The organism is Exiguobacterium sp. s26, assembly GCF_018618235.1.
Classification (GTDB): domain Bacteria; phylum Bacillota; class Bacilli; order Exiguobacteriales; family Exiguobacteriaceae; genus Exiguobacterium; species Exiguobacterium chiriqhucha.
The window spans coordinates 22,664-35,648 of record NZ_JACSLS010000015.1 but is presented as its reverse complement, the minus strand read 5'-3'; the positions used below and the strand labels follow the sequence as shown (position 1 = coordinate 35,648).

The 12,985-nt window shown below is 51.7% G+C and carries 14 protein-coding genes; 13 read left to right on the top strand and 1 reads right to left on the bottom strand.

From position 1 onward, the window contains the following. Positions 1–11 precede the first annotated feature (11 nt). From KNP82_RS14510 to KNP82_RS14450, 13 genes are all read left to right on the top strand, one after another. Positions 12–1,898 carry a pLS20_p028 family conjugation system transmembrane protein gene (locus KNP82_RS14510; RefSeq protein WP_353049069.1) on the top strand — a complete coding sequence of 629 codons (1,887 nt, stop codon included), beginning with the start codon at positions 12–14 and terminating at the stop codon, positions 1,896–1,898. A 6-nt stretch (positions 1,899–1,904) separates the two neighbouring features. After that, the gene (locus KNP82_RS14505) at positions 1,905–2,204 is read left to right on the top strand and encodes a DUF5592 family protein (RefSeq protein ID WP_214828554.1); all 300 of its coding nucleotides are present in this window, start codon (positions 1,905–1,907) and stop codon (positions 2,202–2,204) included. Between the two features lies 1 nt (position 2,205). After that, on the top strand, positions 2,206–2,826 hold the full coding sequence (locus KNP82_RS14500) for a hypothetical protein (RefSeq protein WP_214828552.1): 621 nt from the start codon (positions 2,206–2,208) through the stop codon (positions 2,824–2,826). A gap of 17 nt (positions 2,827–2,843) precedes the next feature. Then, positions 2,844–4,796, top strand: coding sequence for a VirB4 family type IV secretion system protein (locus KNP82_RS14495; protein ID WP_214828549.1), 1,953 nt, complete (start codon positions 2,844–2,846; stop codon positions 4,794–4,796). Continuing rightward, positions 4,796–5,902, top strand: a complete 1,107-nt coding sequence (locus KNP82_RS14490; protein WP_251128776.1) for a lysozyme family protein — start codon at positions 4,796–4,798, stop codon at positions 5,900–5,902. Before KNP82_RS14495 ends, KNP82_RS14490 begins: the two co-directional genes overlap by 1 nt. An 81-nt stretch (positions 5,903–5,983) precedes the next feature. Next, a complete protein-coding gene (locus KNP82_RS14485; RefSeq protein WP_214704192.1) occupies positions 5,984–6,472 on the top strand; it encodes an AraC family transcriptional regulator in 489 nt (162 codons plus the stop codon). A gap of 118 nt (positions 6,473–6,590) precedes the next feature. Beyond that, positions 6,591–7,169, top strand: a complete 579-nt coding sequence (locus tag KNP82_RS14480; protein ID WP_214828547.1) for a hypothetical protein — start codon at positions 6,591–6,593, stop codon at positions 7,167–7,169. Then, positions 7,170–8,009: a hypothetical protein gene (locus KNP82_RS14475; protein ID WP_214828544.1), complete on the top strand. Its 840-nt coding sequence runs from the start codon at positions 7,170–7,172 to the stop codon at positions 8,007–8,009. It begins immediately after the preceding gene. A 192-nt stretch (positions 8,010–8,201) separates the two neighbouring features. Continuing rightward, on the top strand, positions 8,202–8,453 hold the full coding sequence (locus KNP82_RS14470; RefSeq protein WP_214828541.1) for a hypothetical protein: 252 nt from the start codon (positions 8,202–8,204) through the stop codon (positions 8,451–8,453). Then, positions 8,446–9,600, top strand: a complete 1,155-nt coding sequence (gene mobP2, locus KNP82_RS14465; RefSeq protein ID WP_214828539.1) for a MobP2 family relaxase — start codon at positions 8,446–8,448, stop codon at positions 9,598–9,600. The genes KNP82_RS14470 and mobP2 overlap by 8 nt, the downstream gene beginning before the upstream one ends. A gap of 9 nt (positions 9,601–9,609) precedes the next feature. Continuing rightward, on the top strand, positions 9,610–10,059 hold the full coding sequence (locus KNP82_RS14460) for a hypothetical protein (RefSeq protein ID WP_214828536.1): 450 nt from the start codon (positions 9,610–9,612) through the stop codon (positions 10,057–10,059). A 5-nt stretch (positions 10,060–10,064) separates the two neighbouring features. Then, entirely contained in the window at positions 10,065–10,352 is a 288-nt protein-coding gene (locus tag KNP82_RS14455) for a hypothetical protein (RefSeq protein ID WP_214754919.1), read from the top strand. Between the two features lie 4 nt (positions 10,353–10,356). After that, on the top strand, positions 10,357–11,793 hold the full coding sequence (locus tag KNP82_RS14450; protein WP_214754916.1) for an ArdC-like ssDNA-binding domain-containing protein: 1,437 nt from the start codon (positions 10,357–10,359) through the stop codon (positions 11,791–11,793). A 69-nt stretch (positions 11,794–11,862) separates the two neighbouring features. On the opposite strand, the gene mphN is transcribed toward KNP82_RS14450, so the two are convergent. Then, positions 11,863–12,753 (bottom strand): macrolide 2'-phosphotransferase MphN, encoded by an 891-nt coding sequence (gene mphN / locus KNP82_RS14445; RefSeq protein WP_029596482.1) that lies wholly within the window; start codon positions 12,751–12,753, stop codon positions 11,863–11,865. Positions 12,754–12,985: the final 232 nt, after the last annotated feature.

Genomic DNA, 12,985 nt, shown 5'->3' with positions numbered 1-12,985 from the left:
ACCCCGGAGCAATACCGGAGCCATCTGATCGCCGCATAGAATTCGAGGCACTTTTTATTAAACTGTCCGTAAAACAGGGCTCAGTTCAATTACTAACGAAAGCATTTTTTAATAACTCTCAAGTGGTTGAATTCGTTTCTACGATTCAACCTTTTTTGTACGTTCTTTTAGCTGCTAGCTTCCTATTCACGGGTTACCTCATCATTTTTCAAAAGAAATTTGATCGAGAAGGATTTTTAATCAATCTGTTTATCACGTTGCTCATTCTCGGACTATTATCTCCAACGATGACGCAAGTAAGTGAATTCAGTGATACCGCTATTGATTTTACAACTCAAAACTCTGGCGAAAACTCTTCAAGTGAATCGATATCAAATCAGATTTTACGAGAAAACATTCATGATTTGATTGAATATGACCGAAACGATTTTTCCGGTTTGAAAGGTGAGGCTTTGAACTCTCTGCCTCAAAGTCATTTACGAAATATCGATATCAACGAGGTATTCGATAGTAATGAATTTCGCTTGGGAAGTACTGGCGAACAAATCTCTCAGTCCAAACTAACCTGGAACGGTGAAACGATGGGAACCTCGAAACTCGACCAAAGTGGCGTCGAATGGAACAATCAGTATTACTACCGCTATCAGCCGAACTGGTTGACCATCTTCGTGACGCTCGGGATCATGGGCTTCACGCTGTTCTCGATCGCCTACAAACTGGCACGTCTCTCGTTCGAGCTTGCCTTCAACTATGTCTTGGCGATCCTCGTCGCACCGGCCGATCTGCACAGTGGCCAAAAGACGAAGAAGGTCATCCAGAGCATTTTGAACACGTTCCTCGTGATCATTCTGATCTTCGTCTCCATCAAGCTGTACACGATTGGGACCGCCTATCTCGCGGAGACGTTGGACGGGTTCGCCTATCTGATCGCCCTCATCGCCTTCTCGGTCGCATTGATCGACGGGCCGAACATGGTAGAGCGGCTGTTCGGGATCGATGCCGGTCTCAAACGGGGCTGGGGTGTCGCCCTCGGCGCCTATGCTGCCGGTAAAGGCGCGACCTCGGCCGGTGCCCATGCGGTCTCGAAGGTCGCGCGGGCCACACAAGGCGCACCGAAGATGCCCTCGCTCCATGAGGCCGCGACGACGCGGATGGATTCAAACGCCATACCGCAGAACGGTTCACCGCTTAGTGCAACAGGCCAATCTTCACAGCGGATGGACACCGAGAGACAAAACGATCCAGATGGTGTTGCTCAGACGAATCAAACCGCAAGTCGTAGTCAACATGACCAAGATAAACCGACAAATCCGAAGGACGTTGCGCAACCAATCAGTGGTCAAGAATCAGAACCTGAAGCGCACAGTTCTCCACATGTCAAAGAAACGTCGGGTCGCACGTCTCCCGAATCAATCCATTCGACGAACCCTGAATCAAATGCCGAACGTGGGTCCGACCATCAAACAATATTATTGGAAACGCAAAGACCGGAATCGATTCACGATCAGTCGAGCTCTGGGCATTCTCCAATCCCGGCTTCGTCGACTCTTGAACCGGTCACTGGATCTATCGATACCACATCCGGATCAAACAATCGTCACAATGAATCTCTAACCCGAAACGACGGGACGTCACCGACAACTCATGAGGCAACACATTTAAACAATTCATCCTCGTCTTCGGCATCTGCGACAGACTCGAGTGACACGACAACAGAGAAACGCCAAGGCCGCGCCCGCCGGACCATCCATCAGGAGACCGCGCTCGACGTCGAGACCGAGGTCATCGAACAGGTGCGTGAGAATCAGACGCACCGTCATAGCCGGCACCTGGAAGAGTCGCGACGGATCTATCCGACCTCGCCACCGAAACCTGACAACATGAAGAAAAAGGAGTGATGACCCATGCGCAAATACCGGATCCCGAACGAGGTCACGACCGAGCTCAAGATCAACAAGATGCTCTATCTTCATGACTTCCTGTTCCTCGTCGGGCTCATCGTGCTCCGGCTCGTGACGCTCCCGCTCATCCCGTCGGTGCTGCACATCCCGTTCACGGTCTTCCTCGTCGTCTTCGGTCTATTCATGGTGCTCCGGCCGGCGACGAACCCGCAGAAGCGGATGGTCCACGCGCTCTATTACGCGCTCATCAAACGAAAAGATACCTATCTCGCGCTCGACGCACAGACGAAAGGACGTGATTGAGATGGCGTTCATTGAAGACACGCTAAGGGAACCGAGACGCACAGGCACCTGGCTCGACGAACAGGACGTGGTCGAGAAACGGAAGCTCAAAGACAAGGTCGTCGTCAAACCGACGGTCGCCGAACTGATGCCAATCGTCGACATCACCGGGACGGAGGCGTTCGAGATGCGCGACGGGACCTATCTCGACATGATCCAGCTCACCTCAAAGGACATCTACTCCTTGAACGAGGAAGAAAAGGACCACGACGTGTTCTCACTCGCCTACCTACTTCAGGCGTACACGCATCCGCTCAAAGTCGTGCCACTAAACACGCCACTCAGTCTCGAACGGCAGAAGATCAGCATCGAACGACAGATTCGACAAAATCAGACACCGGCCTACCTGCCTTTTCTACTAAAAAAGAAGCAGGAGCTCGAATACCTCGAGGAGCATCGCACCAATCGCGATTATCTCCTCTTTTTTTATGCCGACGACGAGCGGACGCTACGGGAGCGAAAGACACACCTCTATAAACTGCTCCGCCGCTCCAACCCGATGCGCGAGCTGACCCTCGACCAGAAGGTCCATGTGCTCTATCAACTGAACAACCCGAACACGAAACCACAACTCGACGCCTGAAGAAAGGAGTGACGCACATGTGGAAGCGCCTGCGTGACAAATTGTCCAGACACCAGGACCCGGAGACCGTCAAGATCGAGAAAGGCTATAACCCCGACGTCATCGCCAAGATCCAGCCACAGGGCGGCATCCGGTTTGAGGCCAACTTCGTTCGTCTCGGGGACGGCTACCTGTCCTGTCTCCATGTCTACAAATATCAGTCGCTCGTCTATGACTACTGGCTCGAACCCATCCTGAACATGCCGGGCGTTTTGACGACGCTCGACATCGGAACGGCCGACAAGCGTGAGATCATCCAGACCATCAACAAGTCGATGGCCGAACAGAACACGCGCTTCGAGAACGCAAAGGACAACATCGACCGCATCGACGCCCGGGAGACGTATAAGGAACTGAACGAACTCTACGAACAGATCACCCAGGGCGAGACGATGAAGTATCTGCATCTGCGCCTCTATGTGAAGGCGAAGACGCTCGACGCACTCGAGGTGAAAGTGCAGGAAGTGATGGAAGAACTCGAGGCCCGGAACTTCCGCTCGACGATCTTCCTGAACGAACAGGAATGGGAATGGCAAAGCCTATTCACGAGCTATGACCAGCAACAAAGGCTGCCGAACCGGCGCCGTGGGAAAGAGATCCCTTCCCTCTCAATCGCCGGCGGCTACCCGTTCCACTTCACGTCGCTCCAGGACGCGACCGGCACGTATTACGGGACGACCGACACGAACGGAAGCGTCATCTTCGACCTGTTCCACAAGGACAAGCAACGCAAGTTCTACAACGCGCTCATGATCGGCAAGATGGGGTCCGGCAAGTCGACACTCCTCAAGAAAACGGTGCTCGACCAGGCAATCAAGGGGAACAAGATCCGGATCCTCGACGTCACAGGCGAGTTCTCCGACCTGGTGCGGCAGCTCGGCGGGAAAGAAATCGCGCTCGACGGGTCGGCCGGTCTCATCAACCCGCTCCATGTCTATAAGACGGTGACGAACAATGATGGCAGCGCCAACGAGGCGCTCTCGTTCATGCAGCATCTGTCGAAGATGGCCGTGTTCTATCACTACATCAATCCGGCGGCGACACAGGAAGAGACGAACGAGTTCGAGATCCTGCTTCGGGATTTGTACGTCCGGCACGGGCTCTGGGACGAACAGGGCGAACTGCCGATCACGACGCATCCGGCGAACAGGTACCCGACGTTCTCCGACTTCTTAAAACTCGTGCGGCGTGAGCTCTACACGGACGACACACGCACCTCGATCAAAGAGGCGATCAGTCCGAACCGGGTCCGGCGTCTCGAGAACATCGAGCTCGCCGTCACGAACCTCGTCCACAACTATGGCAACATCTTCGACGGGCACTCTTCCATCGACCGATTCGACGAGGAGCTCATCGTGTCGTTCCCGCTCCGGAACCTGACGAGCCTACGGGACGAGGTGTTCCAAGCGCAGGTGTTCTCGCTTATGAACATGCTGTGGGACGGAATGATTGCCAACGGCTCGAGTCAACTGAAAGCCTATAACCAGGGTGTGCTCCGGACCGAAGAAGCATGCAAGTACCTCATCGTCATCGACGAGGCGCACCACTTGATCAACACGCGCGACATCGCCCAGCCGGCCATCCTGTATCTGCAACGCTGTATGCGCGAGGCGCGCAAGTATTTCGGCGGTATCTTCTTCGTGTCGCATCTGATCACCGACTTCGTGCCGGCCGGATCGAAGTCCGAGAATGCCGAGAACGTCAAGTCGCTCTTCCAGCTCACCCAATACAAGATCATCGGTGAACAAGACGCGGAGAGCATCCCAATCATCCAGACGGTATTTGATGGCCAACTCTCGAATTCCGAGATGCGGATCATCCCCTCGCTCGAGACGGGGCGTGTCGTCCTCAGCATATCCGGCGTACAGAACCTCATCTTTGACGTCGATGTCGCACCCGAGGAGCTCGCCCTGTTCGGCGGAGGTGCCTAATGTGGGCGGCCGCGAAACGGATTGCCCACTTCGCCCTCATGGCGAAGTGGCAGCTTGCGACGCTCAAATGGCGACTCATCCTGCTCGGCATCGCGGCACTCGTCTTGTTCCTGGCCATCCTCGTCGTCGGAATCCTCGACAAGCTCACGGGTGTCCAGAACGAACAACCGACCGACGTCACATTCGACACGGCCGGTGGTCTCCAGGTAAGCGACCAGGTGCTCCAATATCGGGGCTTGGTAGAAAGTGAACTGACGAAGCACGGACTAGCCGAACAGACGAACCTCGTACTCGCGCTCATGATGCAGGAGAGCGGCGGACGCGGGAACGACCCGATGCAGGCGAGCGAATCGCAGTGTGGACGGATCGGGTGCATCACCTCCCCCGAGGAGAGTATCGTCTACGGCGTCGAACATTTCGCATCCGTCTTCGAACGGGCGAACCGCGACGTGCAGCTCACGTTACAGAGCTACAACTTCGGCGGCGGCTTTATCGATTATGTCCAGGAGAACGGCGGGCGCTACTCGAAAGAGCTCGCCATCTCATTCTCGCAGATGATGTACCAGCGCGTGAAACACACCGGTATCTATCGTTGTCATCGCCCGAGTGCGGTCCAGCACGGCGCCTGTTACGGGGACATCGAATACGTCGACGCGGTGTTGAAATACCTCGCGCCGGTCGCCGTCGCCGATGGGATTATCACGAAAGAACTGTTGTCGGGATTACGTTCCCCGCTCGCCATCCCGCTCAACGTGACATCGCGTTTCGGGTGGCGCGTCGTCTTCGGACAACGGGACAACCACACCGGTATCGACTTCAGTTGCACCCCGTCCGACACGATCCACGCGGTCAAAAGCGGCACCGTCATCTATAGCGGGAACCGCGGACCGTACGGTAATCTCGTCCAGGTCCGACACGACGACTACATCACGGCGTACGCGCACCTGAGTCGTCTCAGCGTCCAAACGGGCCAACAGATTGACGCCGGACAAGCGCTCGGGTACTGTGGCACGACCGGCCGCTCGAGCGGGAACCATCTGCATTTCGAGATCAAGACGAGTGAATGGTCCGGGCATATCGACCCCGCCCCGGTCTTCGGATTGTAATAATAAAAGAAGGAACATCACTTCAAAGAATAGAATGTCATTCGTGAATATATATATGCCAACTTTATTGGAGGTTATAAAATGGACATCGTATTAAGGCAGTTACCGGAAACTGAGATTGCGTTTATTAGACGTAATGGTAGCTATTTTGAACCCCAAGAACATTGGGGAAAATTAATGCAGTGGGCAATGCAATATGATCTCTACCCTCCTACAAGTCAATTTATTGGTGTTTCATTAGACAATCCGGATTTCGTCAAAGCTCATGAATGTAGGCATGATGCTTGTGTAACAATTCCTGAGAACTTTGATAAGTCGGGACACGATGAAATACAATTTAGAACGTTAGTAGGCGGCCAATACATTGTTCACCATTTCTATGACAGACCGGAAAAAATGAAAGAAACTTATGAATTTATTTTTGAAAAGTGGTTACCAGAAAGCAAATATTTAATGGACGAAGATAGACATAACTTAGAGTTTAATTTGAACAATCCTGCTGAAGATCCAGAGGGAAAATCTAGAGTTGATTTACATGTACCAATTAAGAACAAGGATTATCCAAATTGAAAATTTCAACAAACGTAAGGGATTCTCAAAAAATGAGGACCCCTTTTTGTTTGGTTTAACGTAAGTCAAAATTCATTTTTGCTATGTCATAAATAAATGAGTGAAAGGAGCATATCAAATGGTGTTTACCACTAAACATTTCGCTTCTCTGTTCGGGGTACTGCTTCTCATTTCGCTCGCGGCGAACGTCTTTTTCTATCAACAAGTGACGGCTGTCACGAGTACTTCAGACACGCATCAGACGGAAAATGAGAGCGTCACTCACTCTGAATCGGAAACCTCCGAAGATACACCGTCGGACACTGAGCCAGTCGTCGCTTCGATGGAGACGGAACGAATGGAGGAGCTGACGACACGCGCGACGCGCTTCGTCGAGTACGCCTTCACCATCACGAAGGACAGTTACACGACCCAGAAACGACAGGCGAAGGACTTCATGTCGGAGGAACTCGCGGCCATACTCTTCGCCGCTGACGGAAGCGATGTCGGCACGTTCGAGACGACCGTCCGCGACATCGAGGTGTTCCCTTCTGTCTCCGGAGAAGAATGTCTCATACGGTTCGAACAAGACCTGTCGATCACCGAGACAGGTTATGAAGAGACGACGCAAGAACTGTTGGCCCTGACGTTCGAGTCCATCGACGGACGTTTGGTTGTCACAGAGATGGAAGACCTGACACCGGAAGGAGGGATTTAGATGCGGCGGCAAACGCGACGACGCCTCACCCAGAACGTCTCCCGATTCTATCTCGGACTCGGGATATTCTTTGTCATCGGATTTCTCTTCTTCGGCACCTCGTCGTTTTTCTTTGCCGAAGAATCACCGGTCAATGAGACGCCAATCAACGAGCCAATCCGACTCTCAAACGGGGAGACCGTGACACTCCACGCGTCTAGTTACGATACGAAGACGAAGACAATGCGCATCCGACTCTCGCTCGATGACGCACCGGGCAACACAAACAATCATGTCTTCCGCTACGTCTATAAGGCACGTCCGGATTCCGAGAAGGAAGTTGATTTGCTCTACGACCGGAACGACCAATATGTGCTCGAGTTGAAGGACGTGCCGAGCGACTTCGACCAGCTCGCCGTCCGGATTTACGGATTGAATGAGTCACAATCAATCGACAAACTCACATCCGAGGAACGGGAGAACGGTCTTTTGACGTCCCTCTATGCCGACCGTCGGACCATCGAACAGGCGAGCCACACATCATCTGACGAGACAACTTTCACGAGACTATTCGTCGAAGACGAGCTCGCGGAGACCGAGCGGAAGTTGGAGACAGCGCAACAATCGGTCGAAGTGCAGCGTCAACAAATCAAGCGGCTCGACCGTGACAAAAAGGAACTTGAGGACGAACTCCCCTATCTTTCGCTCGACGAACAGGTCGAACAGGAGAACGAAATCTTCGACCTCAGCCGGATGCGCGACGAGCTCACACTCGAACTCGAGAAACTCGAACAGTCGGTCCAAGCGCTCGAAGAAAAGCACGACAAACTGCGCGTGCGGTTCCGGGAACTGTCGATTTAAGTGGCACATTTCGTGCCAAATCGCTGGTTTTACTGGCACATTTCGTGCCATTTTTGGACTTTTGGTGATATCACGGAAACCCCAGGCTCTGCCTGGGCTATCACGGGAAGTGATAGCAGTTTCCCCTTATGCTCTTTGAACGAACTTTTAGGACATTGGCAATATACAGCCTCCAGAAAGGTGGTCAGGCAAATGGATCTGTTACTCCGCGACATCGACCCCGTCATCGTGAAGCAAATCGATGAATGGGCGAAGGAACACAATCGCTCCCGGCAACAATACTTGAAAGAACTGCTTGCCTCCTGGTGCGCGAACGGTATCCAATCGACGCAGGTCGAGCGACTGGAACGACAGCTTGAGGCGAACACGCTCCATTTGAAACGGAGCGCGGACGAGCTCGCCGCGTTGACCCGGTTGTTGAACGAGGTGATGCAGGATGCGTGAGACGCCGGGCGTCGTCATCAAGTCGAAGTTCAAGGTGCCGGGCACAAAAAAGAAGTCGCGTCGCTACACGACGTACCTCGACTACATCAATCGCCCAGACGCGAAAGACAGCCGCGAACAGTTCGAGACGTACCATGATTATATGGAAGACGAGACGAAATCGAGCGGTCTGTTCACACGCGAGGACGACCGGTTGAATGACGAAAAGCGTCGCGCCGTCCGCGACATCTTCAAACATGCACAAGAGAACGGGAGCATCCTCTGGCAGGATGTCATCTCGTTCGACAACGCCTGGCTACGAGAGACCGGTGTGCTCCACAACGACCTCATCGACGAGAAACGATTGATTCAGGCGACACGGAACGCGGTCGAGGCGATGCTCCAAAAAGAAAAGATGGTCCATGCCTACTGGACCGGCGCCGTGCATTACAACACCGACAACATCCACGTGCATGTCGCCATCGTCGAGACGAGCCATATACGCGAGCGCGGCAAACGCAAACCGAAATCAATCGAGCTGATGAAGTCGAAGGTCATCCATTCCCTTGCCGACCGGACGAAAGAACAGGAGAAACTGAATGCGTTCATAAGAGACGAACTGGTCGTCCATAAACGGAACCGAAAGATTCCAACGCTCCCGAACCGTGTCCTTCATCCCGAGCTCGTCCGTCACTTCAAGGACATCTATGAGCGGTTGCCGGAAGACAAACGACAGTGGCGCTACAACATGAACGGGATGCAGCCGCTCCGTGAATCGCTCGATCATCTGACCGACCGCTATATCGATACCTACTTCAAACATGAGTTCCAAGCCTTCAACGAGCGGCTCGAACAGGAGGTAGCGTTCCATCATCGCAGCTACGGCGACACGGAGAAGGCCGAGCATTACCGGACGACGAAGCGACAGGATCTCTACACCCGGATGGGGAATGCCATCCTCGCTGAGATGCGAACCTTATCAAAAGAACAAACGACAGTTGAGAAAAATGGAGCTCCAAAACATCCGGTCAGACGCCTATTCAAACAACAGAAAATCTTCAACGAATCACTCTACCGGATCGAGCGGCACATGAACGACGAGTTCGAACACTTAAAGAATCAACGTGCTTTCGAACAGCTGGAACGAGACATCGAATATGGAAAGTGAGGGAGGACGATGGAAGAGTTGAGACAGATCCGCCTCCGGTTGAAGCCAGATACGGTCGCGTATTTGGAAGAGTTCGCCGACGACAAACGCTTCGGCCATCTCGGTCAGGTCATCGACCATATCGCAGACGAGCATAAACAACTGGCTGACGGGAAGTGGGACATGCAGTTCCTCACCCGCTCGATCAGCACGCAGGTTACAAGTCATATCGAGGAGTTAATGAACAAGCAGGTGTCGACGGAACTCGAGCGGATCCGACTCGCCGCGAACCGTTCCGATCGCCACGGGCAGATCCTGACAGAGCTTCTGCAGGCGCTGATGCAGACCGAGGGCATCGAGGACATCATGACGACGGATCAATTCAAGCCGACGTTTCTCGCGACGGCGGAACGCATCGTTCAGGAGCGCATCGAACACCAAAAACAGAAGAAGGACACATTAACTGTTGAGAGAGGATGAATCTTATGCGACCACTTGACCGTCCCTTCACGATGGGACAACTGTTGACGCTTCAACCGGATACCGTCACGGTCCTCATCTATGGAAAGCGATACGACATGCCGGTGTCCGTTTCCGAGCACCAACTTTTGACCGCCGTCGCGCAAGACGAGATCGTCTTGCTTCCCGTCAATTTCGAGCGGACACAGCTGTTACTCGACATACCGGAAACGTCGCCACAACTCGAGCGTGAACTGGACGAATTTGCGGATAGTGATGAATCTGTCACCGACTTGTTGAAGGAAGGAGTCTGACACGATGGCCAAGATGAAGACGAACGAAGAACGGAAGGCCGAGCTCGAGGCCTTGACCGAACAGATGGGAAAACAGATCGACAGCTACTTCGAGAGTCCGGAAAAAATCCGGGAACATCTACAGTTCCTCGGCAAGTTTCATCAATACTCGATGCGGAACGCAATTTTGATCGAGTCCCAATTCCCCGGCGCGGTCGCGGTCGGCTCTTACCCGTTCTGGGAAAAGCAAGGCGCACAGGTCCAAAAAGGTGAGCGTGGCATCAAAGTATTTGTCCCGAACCCGGTGACGTATGTCTTGCACAAAGATGAATGGGTACCGCTCAGCAAGGCACCGAAGCCAATCAAGGACGGCGTGAAACAAGGACGCATCCCGTCACGCAAGATGATGTACTTCAAGATCGGTCACGTGTTCGAGTACACGCAGACCGACGCACGCGAGAAAGGAATCGAGGTCTCGGACATCTTCAAACGGTATCACCGGGACGGCGGGATGGAGAACGAACAAGACATCCGTGACGCCTTGACGACGCTCGCGGATGCCCGGAATGTGACGCTGTTGGATGAACCGCTCGACGAGATCGGAACGGCGAAGGGCTGTTACTATCCGGAGCTACATGCGATTGCCTTGAACCCGCGGAACTCATCTATCGAGGACATCAGCGTCCTGATCCACGAGCTTGCCCATGCGGAGCTACACAATCAGGAGCGGAATTTTGAACGCGATCAACCGCTCACGGCACCCGAGAAGGAGTTCCAAGCCGAGATGGTCGCCTATGTCGTCTCACATCAACTCGGGTTCTCGACGGACGACTTCTCGCTCTCCTATCTGGCCGGTTGGACGAAAGACAAGGAACTCCTCGACAAGGAAAAATTGTTGCAGGAGGTCCACCAGACGTCCGCAGGCTTCCTCGAACATATCGAGACACACTTAGAAAAGGTGAACACCTTGCAACAGGAGAAAGAGCAGAGCCCTCTTGATTACCTTGAACAGCTGGAGCGGCCAATGGGATGGAAAGACGCTGACCTCAGTCTTTATGAACGGGTGCATGCCGTACAAAGTGTGTTCCCCGAGGAGGTGGAGCCCTATCTGAACGCAAAAGCGGCCCTCGAGACGAACCTGAAGGTGGATCGCGTCGATGAGCCGCTCATGTATATTCATGGTATGGGTCTCGGGTTTCAGCAGTTCGGCATCGCCAATAATCATGACTTCAGTGAAGATCAGCTTGTGGCTTATACAATCGCATTACCGAATCAACCATTGGTCAGTGGTCACTTCGTCCCGGAAAGTGCCGTACATCCTTTACACCATCTTGAAAAAACCAATCGTTTGGAGAGACCGGTCCTGAAATCGCTTGAAAATCACTGGCATGACGTGTTGTTAGATGAAGAACAAAAGTCCCTTTCAAGAATTTCATTGTTTAACATCGAAAGACTCTGGTGACATTCGTGGGTATGATGATTTTAAAATTCATACCCTTTTCAATTTCAGAGCGCTGCCATTGCTTTTACCTCATACATTTTGTGTAAGCATATGAGCAGCTGTTTCACGCATATCTTGTAGGTCAGATATCTCTGCGAATTCAGCTACAGTTATTGCGCTGGTTGTTAACAACTCAATTATATGCTCATCCATTCTTGACCATGTTCTTCCGCCTGCATTGTCGTAAGCATCGAGTAACTTTGTCAAACCATCCTTACCAAACAGTAATAGATGTGATAGAAAATCCACAGATGTGTCCGCAATACTAATTTCTGTCCAATCTATCAAACCAGAGACCTCAAAATTCTTATTTATTAGTATGTGGCCAGGGTGTAAATCCCCGTGGCTTACACCTACATGCGATGGCCATAGCGAATCATTCGCCAACCATTCTTGCCAACGCTCCCATAGCTCTGAATTCACATGATACTTCTGTCTCACCTTCTCCATCCGTATCTTCATTGAACTGTTTAAATCTCTAGCATATAGAGTTTTGATACCGATTTCTTTGAAGTGTCGATGTGGTAATGTGTGTAGTTCTGCCAACACTTTACCTAATGACTGATAGTAAGATTGTGGTGTATTCTCTTTGTCAAAACTCCAAATGTAATCTTGTTGCTCTACATCAATTGTTGCAACCGGAACACCATCTAATTGCTTATACGCAATTAGTTCATCATCAAAAATTGACCAATTTGGAACTTGAAAACTCACATGTTCTTCCATAATTTCTAGTGCCCCCTTTTCTTTCAAGGCGCTCCTCATCGAATCTAATCTTCGAGGAATTCTTAGTATCCACTTGCTACCAAGCGTATCTTTTGCATAAGCAACTTGAAAATCAACACCCGATTCATTTACCACAATGCTATTCTCTAACACATCTAATCCTTTATTTTTTGCAAGCCGTTTAAATTCGTTCATGATTTGTTCCTCCAATTTTTATGTTGTGCGATAAGCAAGTGAAATGTATGCATTTTTAATACTTTTTCATTTCAATCTTTTCTAATTAGACTTAACTAAATGAAGTCATAAAAAAATCACAGACAAAATGGTGTCTGTGATCAAGAGTAAATGAGCTACAACCAAGAAGCGTCCATTATCAAAAATAAAAGGACACGACAAAAAGAGTTGTAAATCTGCTATGTTTGTAAGT